Here is an 18629-nt window from a genome sequence, read left to right as displayed (position 1 = left end):
TTTCAGGAATCAAGTTCCTGTATGGATTTATATGGCACCAGATCGTTTGGAGAGATACCCAAGTGGCTATAAGGGGACCCTCTGCTAAGGGGTTAGACTGCGTAAGCGGTGCGAGGGTTCGAATCCCTCTCTCTCCGCCATTCCTAAATCCATAATCAATTAATGTGGCGGCGTAGCTCAGCTGGCTAGAGCGTACGGTTCATACCCGTGAGGTCGGGGGTTCGATCCCCTCTGCCGCTACCATATTTTCGGAGGCTTAGCTCAGCTGGGAGAGCATCTGCCTTACAAGCAGAGGGTCGGGGGTTCGATCCCCTCAGCCTCCACCATTTTCATCTGTAGTACACTTTTACACCGTGCCGGTGTAGCTCAACTGGTAGAGCAACTGACTTGTAATCAGTAGGTTGGGGGTTCAAGTCCTCTCGCCGGCACCATTATTTTTACAAATGCGGAACCGTGGTGTAGTTGGCCTAACATGCCTGCCTGTCACGCAGGAGATCGCGGGTTCGAATCCCGTCGGTTCCGCCATTTTTAATTTTCGGCTTGTTTTTTATGGCTCGGTAGCTCAGTCGGTAGAGCAAAGGACTGAAAATCCTTGTGTCGGGGGTTCGATTCCCTCCCGCGCCACCATATGGAGGCTTAGCGAAGTGGCCAAACGCATCAGACTGTAAATCTGCTCACGTACGTGTTCGGTGGTTCGAATCCATCAGCCTCCACCATTTTTATGAGCCATTAGCTCAGTTGGTAGAGCACCTGACTTTTAATCAGGGTGTCGAAGGTTCGAGTCCTTCATGGCTCATTCCAAACAGAAAGTCATCATCTTCGGATGGTGGCTTTTTTGTTTTTTTACAAACAGGCTACGGTAGCTATGGTTGAAGGGGAAATTGTAGGAAACTGAATGAACAAAGTACTGAAGAAGCTCAGTCCACCTGTTCTGCCGGATTCTAAAAAATAGTTAGTAGTAAAAAAAGAATTATTTAAACGGCGTATTGTTACTTGTCACTTATCATTCAGACGGGCTTGCCCGCATCCTGTTGCAAAATATGATAAAATAGGCGAAAAGAGCAAAAGTGGTGGAGAATGGTGACTATGGATAGTGAGGCTTTGCGTCAAAGATTGGAGCAGCTCACGGGAAAGAGAACCGGAATCAAACAGCTCGGGAGGCAGCATTCGGCTTCTCTTTTTGGTATTGGCGCAGATCCGCAGGATCAGCCGGTTACGCATGAAGGGCATTTATGGGTTCCTTTATATGAGAATGAGGGCCGTTTCACTGCATTATGGGTTGAAATGGAGGGACTTTCTACTCTGGAGCTGCAGTTGGTCAATTATGCGGCACGTAATTATGCTGTCGCGCTGAAAGCAACAGGATTGAAAGAAGAAGGCGAGGTCGAAGCCCGCCAGCTCAGCTTATGGCTTAACTCACAGCTGGAACAGGAAAAGACCGACGCCGAGATACCGGACGAGATGTCGTTAAAAAGCCGCTTGTTCGGTGATATGATTCCTTTTCTGCTGGTCAGTGAAAACGTGCATAACCCGCAGATGACCTACCGTTCTTTGATGAAGCTGCTGCGTAATTACTTCGAGAATGATGTCCTGCTTATTCCGCTGCAGGAAAAGGAATGGCTGATTTTGGCCCGTAAGGAATTGCTCACTGGCGGAGATGATAAGGAAGATGAGGAAGAAAGTGAAGATGAGCTGCTTGCACAGACCGGCATGGGGCTGCATGAGCTGATTGCCAGTGAATGGGTCGGCGTATTCCATCTAGCTGTAGCACCAGCCATCATACCAGTGAAAGGCCTAACCGGCTCTTTAGCGCTTTTGCGCGAGACTATTGTCCTTGGCCGGATTTTTCAGGTCGGTGACTATATTCATCTCCCATGGGAGCTTCATATGGAGCGGCTGGTCAACAGTATTCCTGACGGAAGGCGCAGACAGCTGCTCGGACAGATCGGTGACTATTCCTCTGTGCTGGCAGATAAGGAAATGCTACTGACGCTGGAGACGTTCTTTGAAATGGACTGCAATGTGAGTGAGACAGCCAAGAAGCTGTACATTCACCGCAATACACTGCTGTACCGGCTGGACAAGATCAAGCAGGAGACAGGTGCTGATGTGCGAAGCTTCGGGGATGCCGCTATTGTGAAGTTAGCCATGTTATTGTATAAAGTGACGAAAAGAAAATAGGTTTTTTGTGAACGTTACAAATAGCCAGCCCGGCACGTCTGGGGTAAGATAAATGTACAAGAAAGCGATTTATTTTTATTCTAACATTTAAACTCGAGGGGGAAATACAATGGCAGGCGTACGTTTAGAGCATATTTTCAAAAAATACCCGGGTTCCGATAAAGCAACAGTAATGGATATCAATCTTGATATTAAAGATAAGGAATTTCTCGTACTGGTAGGACCTTCCGGTTGCGGTAAATCCACAACCCTGCGTATGATCGCCGGTCTGGAAGAAATCTCTGAAGGAAAAATGTACATTGGCGACCGTGTTGTTAATGACGTTGCTCCTAAAGACCGTGACATCGCGATGGTATTCCAATCCTACGCGTTGTACCCGCACATGAGCGTATATCAGAACATGGCATTTGGTCTGAAACTGCGTAAAGTGAAGAAAGAAGAAATCGATAAGAAGGTACGTGAAGCAGCAAGAATCCTTGATATCGAGCACTTGCTGGAACGTAAACCTAAGGCTCTGTCCGGTGGTCAACGCCAACGTGTCGCTCTGGGCCGTGCGATTGTCCGCGATCCGCAAGTCTTCTTGATGGATGAGCCGCTTTCCAACTTGGATGCTAAACTTCGTGGTCAGATGCGCGCCGAAATCACTAAGCTGGTTAAACGCCTTGAAACCACTTGTATCTACGTAACGCATGACCAGACAGAAGCTATGACAATGGGCGACCGTATCGTAGTTATGTACGATGGTATCATCCAGCAGGCTGCTTCTCCTGAAGAGCTGTACAATGAACCAACAAACCTGTTCGTAGCCGGATTTATCGGATCCCCTACAATGAACTTTATCAATGGTACCCTGAGCGATGTTAACGGTGCAGTTCGCTTCCGCGCTGAAAACCTGGATGTTGAAGTTCCAGGCGGCAAAGCAACAATCCTGCGCAGCAAAGGCTACATCGGTAAAGAAGTAATTCTTGGTCTTCGTCCGGAAGATATCCATGAAGAGCCAGTATTCCTGGAAGCTTCCCCGAACACAATCTTCTCTTCCCTGGTAGACGTTACAGAAAACCTTGGTCACGAAATGCTCCTCTACTTGAGCGGCGTGGGCACAGGAACTGTAATCGCCCGTGTAGACGGACGTTCTACTACCCGTGAAGGCAGCAAGCCAAAATTGGCAATCGATATGAACAAAGTTCATATCTTCGATAAAGAATCCGAACTGAACGTATTGCTGGGCTAAGATAGCAGTATCTTCCCTGCTTAAGAGGCCGCCTGAAAGGGCGGCTTTTTTTGTTGGGTTATGCTACGCCCGTTATCACTCAGCGGCATAGTTTCAGGCAGAGCGACAGGCATTAAGATTGCATTCATAGGCGTTATCCATTAAGATAGCAGGAGAATTACCTACGGATAAGCGTTACGAAAAGCTGCTATCCAGAAGCGGACAGCGGACTTAACCGCAGGCGACGAAAGGAAGAGCATACATGGCTAAGAAGGTAAAAGTATCTGAATTGGTGCAGCATTTTCAGTTAGAAGTGGTTTCCGGGCATGAAGGTCTTAAAAGACCGATAACAGTGGATGACCTGAACCGTCCCGGGCTGGAAATGGCCGGATATTTCGAATATTATCCTGAAGAGCGCGTCCAGTTACTTGGTAAAACAGAGCTGGCGTTCTTCTCAATGCTTCCTGAGGAAGAGCGTATCAAAAGAATAAAGGGGATTTGTACTGACAATACGCCATGTATTGTTATTACAAGAGCACTCGATGTGCCGCAGGAGCTGATTGATGTCAGTAATGAAAAGGGACTTCCAGTCCTGCGCAGCTCGATGGCCACCACTATTTTTTCCAGCCGGCTGACCAGCTTTTTGGAAGGCAAGCTGGCACCGACAGCAACGATTCATGGCGTTCTATGCGATGTAAACGGTGTAGGGATGCTAATTACGGGCAGCAGCGGTATCGGTAAGAGCGAAACGGCGCTTGAGCTGGTTAAACGCGGCCACCGCCTGATAGCAGATGATGCAGTGGAGATTCGCCAAACCTCGGATAATCAGCTGCATGGTACAGCGCCTGAACTGATCCGCCATCTGCTGGAAATCCGCGGGGTCGGGATTATTAATGTAATGACCTTGTTTGGTGCAGGTGCAATCCGTAATCATAAGCGGATTACGCTTGTTGTGCGTCTCGAAGCATGGCAGCAGGACAAACAATATGACCGGCTGGGTCTGGACGAGGAGACAACAAGGATTATTGATACGGATGTTACTCTTGTAACGATTCCTGTGCGTCCGGGACGAAATCTTGCTGTTATCATTGAGGTTGCGGCAATGAACTACCGCCTGAAGCAAATGGGCTTTAACGCAGCTCTTCAGTTTACGAATAAACTTACAGCCACCATCTCTGAAGACATGGATGATCTGGACTAGGAGGAGTGTGTAACGATGTTTTTTTCTTTGGCGATTAATCCCATTGTATTCTCTATCGGTTCTCTGCCTGTGCACTGGTATGGTCTGATTCTTGGATTGGGGGCGCTTGCGGGCTTGTTCCTCGCCATCCGTGAAGGCAAACGGTTTAATATCCCGCAGGAGTTCTTTATGGATCTGCTGCTGCTGGGCGTGCCATCTGCCATTATCGGTGCACGAATCTACTTCGTTGCCTTTATGTGGGATGATTATAAGGATAACCTGCTTGATGTCTTTAAAATCTGGAACGGCGGAATTGCCATATATGGCGCTTTAATCGGGGCAATTATCTGCGGAATTATCTACTTCCGCTACAAAGGCTACCCGTTCTGGCGTATCGTGGATATTTGTGCACCAGGCCTGCTTGCCGGACAGATGATCGGCCGCTGGGGTAACTTTGTTAATCAGGAGGCCTATGGCGGTCCGATAGAAGAGTCTTTTCTGCGTGACAAGCTGCATCTGCCGGACTTCATTGTCAATCAAATGTACATAGGTGATGCTTTTCACCATCCGACATTTCTGTACGAATCACTGTGGAGCCTGCTCGGAATTGCGCTGCTGATGGTACTTCGCCGCCAGAAGTTTGTTAAGGCCGGGGAGATCTTCCTGTCTTATTTCATATGGTACTCCATTGGACGCTTCTTTATCGAGGCGTTGCGCACCGACAGCCTGGGCTTCACCGGAAGCAGCGGTGTAGCTTCTCTGATAGACGGGCTCTGGAGCCCGATGACCTGGATGGGCTTTGAGCAGGGGTATTTTGATCCTGCCTACGGCAACATCCGTATCTCGCAGCTGCTGGCCCTGCTGATTATTATTGCGGCAATTGTCATCATTGTTGTACGCAGAGTGACCGGTCAGGCGAATGCTTATTACTCTGACCCGATTGTCAGTACAAAGGCTGCTGCAACTGATCCGGTTGTACCGGAGCAAGCTGCTGTAACCCCGCAAAAAACACCGCAGGATACTCAGTCTGAAGCGGAGCAAGCGGAGAATCAGCAACGCAAGGAGTAAATGACCGATATGATAGAATACGTATTGTTTGATCTGGATGGAACGATTGTAAATACAAACGAGCTGATTATTAACTCGTTTATGCATGCACTGAAGGAGAATAATCTGCCCCCGCTAACCCGGGAGCAGATTATTCCTCATATGGGAACTACCCTGCAGCAGCAGATCAGTACCTTTACCGGACTTGCAGATACCAGCGCACTTGAGTTATCCTACCGTGCTTATAACAATGCACATCATGATGAGCTGGTTGCAGCCTTTCCGCGTGTAAATGAAACGATGGACGAACTGCTTAAGCGCGGAATCAAGCTCGGGATTGTCACAACCAAAATCCGGCCGACTACAATTAGAGCACTTGAGATGTTTGATCTGCTCAAATATATGGATACAATCGTCACGGTGAATGATGTGGAACATGCCAAGCCCCATCCTGAGCCCGTGCTGACAGCGATCCGCAATCTGAATGCTGATCCGCAGCGGACACTTATGGTTGGGGACAGTGCGGTTGATATTCAGTCAGCCCAAGCAGCCGGTGTACGCGTTGCGGCAGTTGCCTGGTCTCTGAAGGGCGAGGAAACCCTGAGTAAGTACAACCCGGATTATATTATTCATGATATGGCTGATTTATTGACTATTGTAAAGCAAGGGTGAATAAGCCGTGAGAAAAGTAACCCGTTATCCGGTTGAAGGGCATAATTCGCTCTGGTATATTTACCGTACAGTCAGCCCCTGGAAGGGCGTGCGCAATTTTATATTTATCCAAATTGCCCGGTACTGCCCGATCCTGCCGGTCAAGAATTGGATATACCGCAGTATACTCGGTATGAAGGTGGGGAAGCACACGGCATTCGGCCTGATGGCGATGGTCGATGTGTTTTTTCCGGAGAAGATAACGGTTGGTGAAAATTCAATAATCGGCTACAATACGACGATTCTGGCGCATGAATATCTCATCAAAGAATACCGCCTGGGTGAGGTTGTTATCGGTGAGAATGTCCTGATCGGGGCAAACACCACTATTCTTCCCGGTGTAACCATTGGTGACGGAGCCATTGTTGCAGCCGGATCAGTTGTACATAAGGACGTTGCAGCCGGCTCCTTCGTTGGCGGTAATCCACTCCGCGAGCTGCGGCCGGCAGCGGCAGGTCCAGAACGGGAAGAAATCTAACAGACAGGATACAGAAATACCCTGCAGTTTCTAGCTTGCGTGACCTGACGCAAGGACTGCAGGGTCTTTTTATGCGCGGAAGTTCAAATTAATCACGCTCTTGTAACGGTTATGAGAAAAATTAAGCAAGTTTTCAGTGCCTTGGCAGTGCAAGAAACGTTATACTTGTATGTAGAATTATTAACATGCAGTCAGTGCAAGGACGCTGCATCAATTATCAGAAGGTAAATCAGCATAGGACAGGCTCCCTGATAAGTCAGTCATCATGTTCCGCTCGCTTGGCGTCTTAACCAACTGCCACTACAAGCAGAGAAGAGGAATATCTTATTATGGATGCTGCCAGACAGGAAAGACTGCCTCAGCTGGATATTTACCGTGCCCTGGCAATTACAGGCGTACTTCATGTGCATGCTTCATCATTTGCAGCCGGAGAGCAGGCACTGAACTCTCCCTACTATTATTGGCTCAACTGGATTAACATCTTTTTCAAATTCGGGACACCGTCATTCATTTTTCTCAGCAGCTTTGTGCTGTTCTACAATTATTACGGGCGTCCGGTTACAAAAAGCCTGATCGGCAATTTCTACCGCCGCAGGCTAAAGTATATTCTGCTGCCCTATCTGCTGGCGTCGATTGGGTATTATGCGCTGACATTGTATGTGAACGGGGTACTCATGCAGCAGCCGGCACAGAACCTGTACAGCTTTCTTGGGGCGCTTTTCACGGGATCGGCATATGCGCATTTGTATTTTGTCTTTATCAGTATTCAGTTTTATCTGTTGTTCCCGCTCATACTGAAGCTGCTTCAGAGCTCCCGCATATGGGTGAAATGGGCTTTTCCGCTGGGGCTGGCACTGCAATGGGGATTTATTTTCTGGAATAAATATCAGCTGCATATTGTAGGAAAGGGAAGTCTGTCGATTTCTTACCTCGCTTATTATATGCTGGGCGCCTATATTGCAATTAACTTTGAAGGAATAAAGGGCTGGCTGGTACTGCCCTGGAATGAGCTTAGATCCGGGCATAAACGGCTCATTGTGCTGCTGTTGACTTCCTGGCTGTCGGCTGCCTTTATTCATGTCCAGTTGTGGTATGAAGCGCGCCATTTCGGAATCTGGACGGACTCGCTGTGGTATGAGCTGTTGTGGAATGTACATACGCTGCTGTCGGCACTGGTGCTGCTCTATGTAACTTTTTGGATCTACCGGAGGGCTCCGCGCAGGGTGGTTGCTTTTTTGACCCGGATGGGGGAGCTGTCATTTGCTATTTATTTAATTCATCCGCTGCTGCTGGCCGTGTACCGGAGGTTCCGCTACAATATTCCTATTGATTCATTGCTCTATGTGGGATTTATCTATGGAGGGCTTCTCGTTGCTCTGGCCGGCAGCTGGATGATTGTGCAGTTCACCTTCCGCAGAGTTCCGCAGGCATGGACTGTATTTGGCAGTGTACCGCGTACGCTGGTTCCTCCGGTGAAGGAGAGGCAGGGCTACACAGCAGGGGACGATTCAGCACAGGCCGGTATGAAGGGGAAGCATGGAGCCTGAGGTACCAGGGTAAGCAAGGTTATTAAACGGACTAATTATACGCTGGGTTATTGGCATCTTAGATGCGGAGCTCAACAGGAGGAACGTAAATGGGACATAAGGAAAGAATTCCGCAGCTGGATATCTTCCGGGCAATTGCAATTTTTGCGGTACTGGCGATTCATGCTACTTCAAGAACCCTGTCGGAGACGATGGGAACAGGCATGTTTCATCCGTTTTTGTTCATCAACAAATTCAGCCAGTTTGCGGTACCGTCATTTGTATTCTTAAGCGGATTTGTGCTGTTCTACAACTATATCGACCGTCCGCTCAGCGGAAAGACACTGGGGAAGTTTTATAGCCGGCGGCTGATTTATATTATTGTGCCTTATTTTATTTTTTCACTGCTGTACTTCTGTTTAAAAATGACGGCCGGGCATACCTGGAACATGCCGCTTGATGATATGGCAGCCAAGCTGTGGAAATACCTATGGACGGGGACAGCCTATACGCATCTTTATTACATCATTATTATTATTCAGTTCTATGTGCTGTTTCCGCTTATGCTGTGGTGTCTGCAAAAGGTTCGTCGGCTGGCGGCGTGGGCACCGGTCATCGGGCTTGCGCTGCAGTGGGGCTTCGTGCTGCTGAACAAATATATGGTGAATAACGGATACTGGCAGCTGTCCAAGGGCAGCCTCGCCATTACTTACTTCTCTTATTTCCTGCTGGGAGCGGCGGTTGCCGTGTATTACGGCTCTCTGAAAAAGTGGCTGATTCCTTCCCGTGAGGGCTGGAAATCCGGTAAAGGCGGAGTCTGGATCGCACTGTGGCTGTTATGGGCGGCAGCAGGCGCTATCCATGTGCAGCTCTGGTTCAACAACTATACGAAGAAGACAGTAATTAACAGTCTTTGGTATGAGGGCTTCTCTAATCTTCATGCGCTGCTCTCCTGCCTGGTGCTGCTGCAGCTGTCCTTCCTGCTGTTCGGGACAGGACGCAGCCTGCTGACGCGAATGCTGATCTCAGTGGGCGCGTGCTCGTTCGGCATCTATCTCGTGCATCCGGCGGTTCTGTTTCTTTACCGGAAACTGCCGTTTCACGGCGGTTCGCTGGCCTATACGGCGGCTATCGCCGGGGGCTTCCTGGCTGCACTCCTGCTCTCATGGCTGGTAGTAGCAGTGGCCTTCCGCTATATGAAGCCGGCTTGGGTGCTGTTCGGCTCCGGGCCGCAAAAGCCAAAATCTAAAGCTGCAGTAAAGTAAAAATAAAGCGCCGGCAGGGTCTCTATAAGCAGACTATGCCGGCGCTTATTCATTATTGTCTTACAGAAGTATTGCCGGGCCGCTGCCGTTCATTCTCCGGCCTGTTCACGCTGAAACTCGGCAATGGCTTCATATTGGCTCTCCAGAGCGCGGAAAACGGATATATAGATAGGCAAGAGCTGCTTGTAGATCTTGGCATGCGATTGTACGGGCTGATGTGAGTGGGTGGAGCCGATCATTCCGAACACAATATCCAGCGAATCAGCCCTTCCAGTAGCATATAACCCCAGCACAACAGCACCAAGGCAGGAGCTCTCAATGCTCTCCGGAATAATAACCTCCTGATCAAAAATATCAGCCATCATCTGCCGCCATAAAGAGGAGCGGGCAAACCCTCCAGTAGCAAGAATCCGGTTCGGGCGGCCGATGCATTCCTCCATTGCCAGCAGCACGGTATACATATTAAAAATGACGCCTTCCAGCACTGAACGGATCATATGCTCCTTGCGGTGAGTCATACTAAGCCCAAAGAAGGAGCCGCGGGCATCGGGATTCCACAGCGGGGCACGCTCGCCGGTCAGATAGGGGTGAAACAGCAGCCCGTTACTGCCGGGAGGCACTTGCTCGGCTATCCGTGTGAGTACCTCATAAGGATCAATCCCCAGGCGCTTCGCGGTCTCCACCTCAGAAGCTGCGAATTCATCGCGCACCCAGCGGAACAGCATGCCCCCGTTGTTCACCGGGCCGCCGATGACCCAGTGCTTCTCCGTCAGGGCATAGCAGAAAATCCGGCCCTTCGGATCTGTCAGCGGGCGGTCAACTACGGTGCGGATAGCACCGCTCGTACCGATGGTCGCCGCTACAACTCCCGGCTGGATAGCACCCACGCCCAGATTGGAAAGTACCCCGTCACTGGCACCTACAATGAAGGGAGTTGAATCCAGCAGTCCAAGCTTCTCCGCAAAGCCGGGCAGCAGGCCCTGAATCAGCTCTGTAGTCGGAACGGGTGCTGAGAGCCGTTCGGCCGTTATTCCGGCAATACGCAGCGCTTCTTCATCCCAGTCCAGCTTCTCCAGGTTAAACATTCCTGTACAGGAGGCAACCGAGTAGTCTATCACATATTTGCCGAACAGCTTAGCGAAGACATATTCTTTAATAGAGATGAATTTATAGGCCTGCCGGAAGAGCACAGGCTGCTCTTCACTCAGCCACATCAGCTTCGTTATAGGCGACATGGGGTGGATTGGCGTTCCGGTGCGCAGGTACAGCTCATGCCCGTTCAGCTCGTTCTTCAGACGGGCTGCAGCGGCGCTGCTCCGGTTATCGGCCCAGGTAATACAGGCGGTGAGCGGTTTGCCGTCAGCATCGACGGCAATCACACTGTGCATGGCCGAGCTGAAGGAAAGGAACAGCAGCTCGGCCGGTTTGATTCCGCTACTCTGCATAACAGCTGCTACCGTATGAATGACGGCGTCCAGAATCTGGTCCGGGTCCTGTTCGGCAACCGACGGGGATGGCTGGTGCAGCGGATATCCTTCACTCGCCTGGGTGACGATGGTGCCGTTTTCCCTGAAGAGAACGGCCTTGGTGCTTGTAGTTCCAATATCAACGCCTATCATATACGATGTATTCAAGTTCACAGTCCTTCTTTCTGCTTGAGAATAGATATTTGGAACGCTGAATGCGGACAAGGCTGCGGAATTATATTAGTTCATTATAGTATCCGTAAAGCACAGTGGCAAAGACAGGAATTAATAAGCAGGGTACATAATGAAGGAGGACTGGAGGGACAGGTGTTATACGGAGCGAAGGTAAGGTATTATTGACGTAGGAAGAGAGTCCGTGATACGATGTTTCCACCACTTTACTTTACTACCACTTTACCATAGTAAAGCGATTTACATATATTTTATGAACACTGACGAGGTGACTAATGAAGATGTCCAAGCCGAAGGGATTTGAGAAACCGGCGGGTGTACGTGATTATCTGCCGCGCGCAGTCAAGAAGCTGCGCAAGATTGAACATGATGTGCTCCACTGCATGAGCCGCTGGGGATATCAGCAGATGATAACCCCGACACTCGAATATTACGATACGGTTGGTGTGGCCAGCTCTACATCCGATCAGAAACTTTATAAATTGCTGAACAACCGGGGGCAGGCGCTGGTGCTGCGCTCAGAAATGACAGCCCCGGTAGCGAGGGTCGTATCCTCCCTGCTCAAGGATGAGCCGCTTCCGCTGCGCCTGTCTTACCACGCCAATGTCTTCCGGGCCATTGAAGAGGAGGCTGGACGGGAGGCAGAGTTCTTCCAAACCGGGGTGGAACTGGTCGGTGATGATTCGCCTGAAGCGGACGCAGAGGTTGTTGCGCTGGCGATTGCCTCGCTGCAGGCAGCCGGGGTGAAGTCCTTCAAAATTGCCATGGGGCATGTGGGCTTTCTTGACGGTTTGTTCCAGGAGGCCGTACCGAACCTGCCGGAGGCGCAGGAGGAGCTAAAGAGCCATCTGCTCGGCCGGGACTATGTGGCCTTCCGGGATACGCTGCGGCGGCTTGAGCTGACGGATGCCCAGAAGAGTGAGCTGTACGGGCTGCTTCGCCTGCGCGGCAGCAAGGAAATCTGCGGGCAGGCGCTGGAGCTCAGCAGCCATCCGCTGGCCCGTGCCTCCATTGAGCATCTGTGCAAGGTGTGGGAGGTATTGGTATCGTACGGAGTGTCCGAGCATGTATTGATTGACCTGACCATGATTGGTGACTTCTCGTATTACACCGGTATGACCTTTGAAGGCTATGCCTCTGAGCTCGGATTCCCGGTATGCAGCGGAGGGCGGTATGACAACCTGCTGCAGCAGTTCGGGCGGGCGGTTCCGTCTACAGGCTTCTCCCTGAAAACGAACCGGATTCTTGACGGGGTGACCGGTATGCCCGGGGAAGAGGAGTTGCCGGTGCTAATTCAATATGACGCGCTGCGGCGGTCTGAAGGACTGGCGGAGGCTGCAAGGCTGCGGTCTGAGGGGCATATGGTTGTGACAAGGCTTGCTGCAGGCCCGGAGGATCTGAAGACCGTAAAGCGGCTTGATCCGGAACGGGTTCTGGCAGATGGCGGGCAGTATGGTGAAATCTATACCTTCGTGTCTTTTGTAAGCGAGCATGGCTGATCAGAAGCGGAACGGATGAATCTATAGCGTGTAATTACTGTTAGAAGCGTATTAAGAAACGGAGGCAAGTGACATGGGGCAGATATTGAAGGTAGCCATGCCGAAAGGCCGGATTTATACGAAAGCGGCTGAAATGTTCCGTCAGGCGGGCCTGCCGATTCCTCCTGACGGTGAGGAGTCGCGGAAGCTTGTCGTTTCATTGCCCGAGGCCGGGATGGAGTTCATTCTGGCGAAGCCGGTAGATGTGCCTACTTATGTGGAGTATGGCGTAGCGGATATCGGAATTGTCGGCAAGGATGTGCTGCTGGAAGAGGAACGGGATGTGTACGAGCTGCTTGATCTGGGAATCGCGCGCTGCCGGATGTCGATTATCGGGCTGCCCAACTGGCAGCCGGGCATTCAGCAGCGGGTAGCGACCAAATATCCGAATGTGGCTTCCCGTTACTTCCGGGAGCAGGGTCAGCAGGTTGAGGTTGTGAAGCTGAACGGCTCGATTGAGCTGGCGCCGCTAATCGGCCTGGCTGACCGGATTGTCGATATGGTAGAGACAGGCCAGACACTGAAGGACAACGGTCTGGTCGAGATGAAGAGTATCTTCGAAATTACGAGCCGGCTGGTGGCCAACCGGGTCAGCTACCGGATGAAAAATGATGAGATTCAGCAGCTGTGCGACCGCCTGCAGGCCGTTATCGGTGAGCCGGGGTTACAGCTGAAATAAATAACGGGAAGCTAAGCAACCGCCAGTCTCACGAAGACGAAGGGGCAGGCGAAGGCTAGATGGAAGGCGCTGGGATACAGGAACAAAGCTTTACATGTTCAGAAGGGGGAAGCGGCGGTGAAGATAAAATCAAGCAAGGATTTTAAGCTGCAGCGGGAGGTGGAGTACGGAACACCGGAGCAGAACGAGGCGGTAAAGCAGATTGTGGCTGCCGTCAGAAAAGAAGGCGATACCGCGCTGCTGCGGTACACGGAGCAATTTGACCGTACGGTGCTTACAGCAGCAGAGCTGCGGGTGACGCCCGAGGAGCTGCAGGCTGCGTACAGCCGGGTCGAGGATTCTTTTGTGACCGCGATCCGCGCGGCCGCGGCCAATATCCGGGCGTTTCATGCCCACCAGAAGCGCAGCTCCTGGATGGATCTGCAGCCCGATGGCACGATTCTGGGCCAGATTATCCGCCCGCTGAAGCGGGTGGGCGTCTATGTTCCCGGAGGCACGGCGGCCTATCCGTCGTCCGTGCTGATGAACGTCATTCCGGCACAGATTGCCGGGGTGCCGGAGATCGTTATGGTCACCCCGCCGGCAACAGGCGGCAAGGCGGGGATTGACCCGTATATTCTCGTTGCCGCCGCCGAAGCGGGCGTAAACGAGATTTACCGGGTAGGCGGCGCCCAGGCGGTCGCCGCCCTGGCCTTCGGCACGGACTCCATCGTGCCGGTCGATAAGATCTGCGGGCCGGGCAACATCTATGTTGCCCTCGCCAAACGCGAGGTCTTCGGCGCTGTCGATATCGACAGCATCGCCGGACCGAGTGAAATCGTCGTGCTCGCCGACGATACCGCCGAGCCGGCCTACGTCGCGGCCGATCTGCTCTCCCAGGCCGAGCATGACTCCATGGCCTCGGCCATCCTGGTGACGCCGTCGCGCAGCCTGGCGGACAGCGTAGCTGCCGAGGTGGAGCGGCAGCTGCAGGACCTGCCGCGCGAGGCAGTGGCGCGCGCCTCGGTTGAGAACCACGGCGCGATTATCGTCGTGGACTCGCTGCAGGAAGGGATCGAGGTAGTTAACCGGCTGGCACCTGAGCACCTGGAGGTTGTGGCGGCTGATCCGATGGGCCTGCTCGGCAGCATCGAGAATGCCGGAGCGATCTTCCTCGGCCCGTACAGCTCGGAGCCGGTAGGCGATTATTTTGCCGGACCGAATCACATTATACCGACCAACGGCACGGCGCGGTTTGCTTCGCCGGTTGATGTGGACGATTTTATAAAAAAATCAAGCCTGATCTACTATAGCAAGGAAGCGCTCCTGCGTGACGGGGAGACCATTATGGAGCTGGCCAGACGTGAAGGCCTGGAGGGCCATGCAAGGGCAATTCAAATCAGACTGGAGAACGAAGCGAAGGGTGGAGCAGAAGATGGAGAATAACAATAATGAGCTGGCAGAACGCAAGGCCGGTCTTAGCCGCACAACAAATGAAACGGATATTACCCTGTCGCTTGGTGTTGACGGCAGCGGAGTTGCCGAACTGGAGACGGATGTGCCTTTTCTGAACCACATGCTGGACCTGTTCGCCAAGCACGGCCAGTTTGACCTGTCTGTACAGGCCCGAGGGGATATTGATATTGATGACCACCACACTGTCGAGGATATCGGCATTTGTCTCGGTCAGGCGCTGCGTGAAGCGCTGGGTGATAAAAAAGGGATCAAGCGTTATGCCAGCGTATTTGTTCCCATGGATGAGGCACTGGCCCAGGTTGTGATTGATATCAGTAACCGGCCGCATTTTGAGTACCGGGCAGAATATCCGTCCCAGCAGGTAGGCAGCTTCTCAACGGAGCTGGTGCATGAGTTCTTGTGGAAGTTCGCACTGGAGGCACGGATTACGCTGCATGTCATTGTGCACTACGGCTCTAATACCCACCACATGATTGAGGCGGTATTCAAGGCGCTGGGCCGGGCGCTGGATGAAGCGACACTGATTGATCCGCGTGTAAAGGGTGTGCCTTCTACGAAGGGAGTGCTGTAGCATGACTGTTGCAATTGTCGATTACGGCATGGGCAACCTGCACAGCGTCAGCAAAGCCGTGGAAAGACTCGGCTATACAAGTCTGGTGACAGGCATAGCTGAGGAGATCCTGACAGCGGACAGCGTCATTCTGCCGGGCGTCGGTGCGTTTGGCGATGCGATGGAGCAGCTGCGCGCAAGCGGTCTCGACGGGATCGTGAAGCAGGCTGCCGCCGGCGGCCAGCCGGTACTGGGCATCTGTCTGGGTATGCAGCTGCTGTTCAGCAGCAGTGAGGAGCACGGGGAGCATACCGGACTGGATATGCTGCCGGGTGCAGTTGTGCGTTTTGCCCCTCGTGAGGGCTACAAGGTGCCGCATATGGGCTGGAATAAGCTGAGCTTCCGCCAGCCCCAGAGTCCGCTGCTGGACGGGCTTGAAGAAGGGCATGTGTATTTCGTTCACTCCTATCATGCAGAGGTGGAGCAGGAGAATGACCTGATTGCGGTCACCGACTACGGGCATCCGGTAACGGCAGTAGTCGGCCGGGATAACGTGTACGGCATGCAGTTTCACCCGGAAAAAAGCGGAGAGCTGGGTATGAAGCTGCTGGGCAATTTTTTGCAGATAAAGAACGTGCAGGGGCGGGCGTAAGCCCGCTATCAATCTATTATAAGGAAAGCAGGGAGCGCCACATGTCTTCTTTTATCGTATATCCGGCGATTGATATCCGGGATGGAAAGTGTGTAAGACTGCAGCAGGGTGATTACGCCCAGGAGACCATTTACAACGACAGTCCGGTACAGGTGGCAAAATCGTGGGAGGAACAGGGCGGCAAGTTCATCCACCTCGTCGATCTGGACGGTGCCAAGGCCGGTCATCCGGTAAATGATGTGATCATTGGCGCTATTGCCAAAAATGCGAATGTCCCTGTACAGGTAGGCGGCGGGCTGCGCTCGCTGGCTGATGTAGAGAAGCTGCTTGCCCTTGGCGTCAGCCGGGTGATAATCGGGACGGCGGCGATCAATGACCATGCCTTTACGGAAGCGGTCCTGGCTAAATACGGTGACAAAGTAGCGATTGGGATTGATGCACGCAACGGCTACGTGGCGACCCACGGGTGGCTGAACACTTCGGAAGTGCGTGCAGAGGATCTGGCAAAAGAGCTCGCGGCCAAGGGAGCGGAAACGTTCATCTACACCGACATCTCGCGCGACGGTATGATGCAGGGCCCGAATGTTGAGGGTATCCTCTCTATGGCTGCCGCCAGCGGACGGACAGTCATTGCTTCCGGCGGCGTTACGGTCCTGGATGATCTGCTGCGCCTTAACGTACATAGCGGAAGCGGAATCGGCGGAGCCATCGTCGGTAAGGCGCTGTACACCGGCAATATCAGTTTGACCGAAGCGCTGTCAGCGCTTGGGCAGAAATAGAAGCAGGTAGAATTTAAAGAGTTTTGCAGTTTTGCGTTTTCGCAGCTTTTCACTTTTGCAGGAGCGCCTAATGTTCAAGCGGCCCCGCAGGGGTTAGCGCTGCCTGCTCCTTGTTGCCGGGTGCGCCTCGGTCTCTCCTAAGACAGCTATCCGGGTGTCCAGAGGGCCGGGGCCCTTGGGGTCCCCCTTGGCTAAGGGGGATTTAGGGGGATCGAAAAAGCTTTTGCATGAAAAGATTGTAATATTGGAAAGCAGTTGGAGGGATGCCGCATGTTAGCCAAACGTATCATTCCCTGTCTGGATGTAAAGGACGGGCGGGTAGTCAAAGGTGTGAATTTTGTTAATCTGCGCGATGCCGGCGACCCGGTGGAGCTGGCGGCGATTTATGACCGTGAAGGTGCGGATGAGCTGGTGTTCCTGGATATTTCCGCCTCGGTGGAAGGACGCGCCACGATGGTCGAGGTCGTCCGCCAGACCGCCGGGGAGATCGCAATCCCGTTCACGGTTGGCGGGGGCATCTCGACCCCGGATGATATGAAGCGGATTCTGCGTGCCGGCGCCGATAAAATCGGGATCAATACAGCCGCAGTCAACAATCCGCAGCTCATTCTGGAGGGAGCGCGCCGTTTCGGCTCGCAGTGTATTGTAGTGGCAATGGATGCCAAATATAATGAGGCATGGGGCGAATGGGAAGTGTACACACACGGAGGGCGTAAGCCGACCGGAATCCGCGCGCTGACCTGGGCCAAAGAGGCTGAACGGATGGGCGCCGGCGAAATTTTGCTCACCAGTATGGACGCTGACGGGACGAAAGACGGATTCGATCTGAAGCTGACGGCAGCTGTGAGCAGCCTGGTGGGTATCCCTGTAATCGCATCAGGCGGAGCAGGGAAGATCGGCGACTTCTACGATGTATTTACCGAAGGTAAGGCCGATGCGGGGCTTGCTGCTACTATTTTCCACTATAAAGAAATTGCAATTCATGATTTGAAGGCAGATTTGAAGTCTAAGGGGGTAGAAATCCGATGAGCCAAGAACAAGAAGCAATAATTGAAGGTATCCGCTGGAACGAATCCGGGCTGCTGCCTGCCGTAGTGCAGGATGCGCGTACACTGGAGGTGCTGATGTTCGCCTACATGAATCCGGAGTCGCTGCGGCTTACGCTTACGAGCGGCCAGACCTGGTTCTGGAGCCGTTCCCGCAGTGAGCTGTGGCATAAGGGCGGAACCTCGGGCAACACCCAGGCGGTTACTTCCATTCATTACGACTGCGATAGTGATACGCTGCTGGTAAAGGTGATTCCTGAGGGGCCAGCCTGCCATACAGGGGAGAATACCTGCTTTTACCGTGAAATCCCGCTTACCGGACAGACAGCAGCAGCAGAGCCTCAGCGCACCGCAAGTGCAGATGAAGGGCGTTTTGCCGTACTGGGCGAGCTGGAGCGGGTGATTGCCGAGCGGGAAACCCAGCGACCGGAGGGTGCTTATACAACCTATCTGTTCGATAAGGGCGTAGACAAGATTCTTAAGAAGGTGGGCGAGGAAGCCTCCGAGACGATTATCGCCGCCAAAAATAAAGATAATGCAGAGCTCCGCCTTGAAGTAAGCGATCTGATCTATCACCTGCTGGTGCTGCTGCAGGAGCGCAAGCTGCCGCTGGACGAGATTCTGGATGAGCTGAGTGCCCGCCACGAACGTCCGCGCCGCGACTGAGGGAGGAT

Annotated in this window: 17 protein-coding genes and 8 tRNA genes; 24 read left to right on the top strand and 1 reads right to left on the bottom strand. The window is 52.5% G+C overall.

Annotation, left to right across the window (positions count from 1 at the left end; translation table 11 throughout):
* Positions 1-48: 48 nt before the first annotated feature.
* The 16 genes from BN3772_RS24360 to BN3772_RS24285 all read left to right on the top strand — a co-directional run bounded on the left by BN3772_RS24360 (position 49) and on the right by BN3772_RS24285 (position 9598).
* A tRNA-Ser gene (locus tag BN3772_RS24360) sits at positions 49-140 on the top strand.
* 26 nt (positions 141-166) lie between these two features.
* Positions 167-243 (top strand) — tRNA-Met (locus BN3772_RS24355).
* Positions 244-250: 7 nt separating this feature from the next.
* Positions 251-326: transfer RNA gene (locus BN3772_RS24350), tRNA-Val, on the top strand.
* A gap of 29 nt (positions 327-355) precedes the next feature.
* Positions 356-431: transfer RNA gene (locus tag BN3772_RS24345), tRNA-Thr, on the top strand.
* 16 nt (positions 432-447) lie between these two features.
* Positions 448-525: transfer RNA gene (locus BN3772_RS24340), tRNA-Asp, on the top strand.
* Positions 526-551: 26 nt separating this feature from the next.
* Positions 552-627, top strand: a tRNA-Phe gene (locus tag BN3772_RS24335).
* A 3-nt stretch (positions 628-630) separates the two neighbouring features.
* Positions 631-716, top strand: a tRNA-Tyr gene (locus BN3772_RS24330).
* Positions 717-723: 7 nt separating this feature from the next.
* Positions 724-796: transfer RNA gene (locus BN3772_RS24325), tRNA-Lys, on the top strand.
* Between the two features lie 290 nt (positions 797-1086).
* Positions 1087-2181 (top strand): PucR family transcriptional regulator, encoded by a 1095-nt coding sequence (locus tag BN3772_RS24320; protein ID WP_042202894.1) that lies wholly within the window; start codon positions 1087-1089, stop codon positions 2179-2181.
* Between the two features lie 109 nt (positions 2182-2290).
* Positions 2291-3412, top strand: a complete 1122-nt coding sequence (locus BN3772_RS24315) for an ABC transporter ATP-binding protein (protein WP_039869007.1) — start codon at positions 2291-2293, stop codon at positions 3410-3412.
* A gap of 241 nt (positions 3413-3653) precedes the next feature.
* Positions 3654-4592, top strand: coding sequence for an HPr(Ser) kinase/phosphatase (hprK, locus tag BN3772_RS24310; protein WP_042171982.1), 939 nt, complete (start codon positions 3654-3656; stop codon positions 4590-4592).
* A 15-nt stretch (positions 4593-4607) separates the two neighbouring features.
* Complete coding sequence (gene lgt / locus BN3772_RS24305; protein WP_042202893.1) at positions 4608-5639, top strand: prolipoprotein diacylglyceryl transferase; 1032 nt, start codon at positions 4608-4610, stop codon at positions 5637-5639.
* Between the two features lie 9 nt (positions 5640-5648).
* Positions 5649-6290, top strand: coding sequence for a pyrophosphatase PpaX (ppaX, locus tag BN3772_RS24300; RefSeq protein WP_042181958.1), 642 nt, complete (start codon positions 5649-5651; stop codon positions 6288-6290).
* A gap of 7 nt (positions 6291-6297) precedes the next feature.
* On the top strand, positions 6298-6807 hold the full coding sequence (locus BN3772_RS24295) for an acyltransferase (protein ID WP_042202892.1): 510 nt from the start codon (positions 6298-6300) through the stop codon (positions 6805-6807).
* A 329-nt stretch (positions 6808-7136) separates the two neighbouring features.
* Positions 7137-8354 carry an acyltransferase gene (locus BN3772_RS24290; RefSeq protein ID WP_042202891.1) on the top strand — a complete coding sequence of 406 codons (1218 nt, stop codon included), beginning with the start codon at positions 7137-7139 and terminating at the stop codon, positions 8352-8354.
* 89 nt (positions 8355-8443) lie between these two features.
* Positions 8444-9598, top strand: coding sequence for an acyltransferase (locus tag BN3772_RS24285; RefSeq protein ID WP_042202889.1), 1155 nt, complete (start codon positions 8444-8446; stop codon positions 9596-9598).
* An 89-nt stretch (positions 9599-9687) separates the two neighbouring features.
* Here BN3772_RS24285 and gntK read toward each other — a convergent pair whose 3' ends face one another.
* Positions 9688-11217, bottom strand: coding sequence for a gluconokinase (gene gntK / locus BN3772_RS24280; protein WP_425280460.1), 1530 nt, complete (start codon positions 11215-11217; stop codon positions 9688-9690).
* Positions 11218-11537: 320 nt separating this feature from the next.
* Here gntK and BN3772_RS24275 point away from each other — a divergent pair, with 320 nt between their 5' ends.
* The 8 genes from BN3772_RS24275 (at position 11538) to hisIE (ending at position 18621) form a co-directional block, all read left to right on the top strand.
* On the top strand, positions 11538-12755 hold the full coding sequence (locus BN3772_RS24275; RefSeq protein ID WP_042202887.1) for an ATP phosphoribosyltransferase regulatory subunit: 1218 nt from the start codon (positions 11538-11540) through the stop codon (positions 12753-12755).
* A gap of 73 nt (positions 12756-12828) precedes the next feature.
* Entirely contained in the window at positions 12829-13473 is a 645-nt protein-coding gene (gene hisG, locus BN3772_RS24270) for an ATP phosphoribosyltransferase (RefSeq protein ID WP_042171995.1), read from the top strand.
* 117 nt (positions 13474-13590) lie between these two features.
* Complete coding sequence (gene hisD / locus BN3772_RS24265; RefSeq protein ID WP_042202886.1) at positions 13591-14898, top strand: histidinol dehydrogenase; 1308 nt, start codon at positions 13591-13593, stop codon at positions 14896-14898.
* On the top strand, positions 14888-15499 hold the full coding sequence (gene hisB, locus BN3772_RS24260) for an imidazoleglycerol-phosphate dehydratase HisB (RefSeq protein WP_039869028.1): 612 nt from the start codon (positions 14888-14890) through the stop codon (positions 15497-15499). The genes hisD and hisB overlap by 11 nt, the downstream gene beginning before the upstream one ends.
* A gap of 1 nt (position 15500) precedes the next feature.
* Positions 15501-16130: an imidazole glycerol phosphate synthase subunit HisH gene (gene hisH, locus BN3772_RS24255; protein WP_042202885.1), complete on the top strand. Its 630-nt coding sequence runs from the start codon at positions 15501-15503 to the stop codon at positions 16128-16130.
* 41 nt (positions 16131-16171) lie between these two features.
* Entirely contained in the window at positions 16172-16909 is a 738-nt protein-coding gene (gene hisA, locus BN3772_RS24250; RefSeq protein ID WP_042202884.1) for a 1-(5-phosphoribosyl)-5-[(5-phosphoribosylamino)methylideneamino]imidazole-4-carboxamide isomerase, read from the top strand.
* 270 nt (positions 16910-17179) lie between these two features.
* Positions 17180-17938 (top strand): imidazole glycerol phosphate synthase subunit HisF, encoded by a 759-nt coding sequence (gene hisF / locus BN3772_RS24245; protein WP_042202883.1) that lies wholly within the window; start codon positions 17180-17182, stop codon positions 17936-17938.
* The gene (gene hisIE, locus BN3772_RS24240; RefSeq protein WP_042202882.1) at positions 17935-18621 is read left to right on the top strand and encodes a bifunctional phosphoribosyl-AMP cyclohydrolase/phosphoribosyl-ATP diphosphatase HisIE; all 687 of its coding nucleotides are present in this window, start codon (positions 17935-17937) and stop codon (positions 18619-18621) included. Before hisF ends, hisIE begins: the two co-directional genes overlap by 4 nt.
* The last annotated feature ends 8 nt before the right edge of the window (positions 18622-18629 follow it).

The organism is Paenibacillus camerounensis, assembly GCF_000723885.1.
Classification (GTDB): domain Bacteria; phylum Bacillota; class Bacilli; order Paenibacillales; family Paenibacillaceae; genus Paenibacillus_AQ; species Paenibacillus_AQ camerounensis.
The sequence above is the reverse complement of the archived record's forward strand: the minus strand, read 5'-3'. Positions and strand labels throughout refer to the sequence as shown.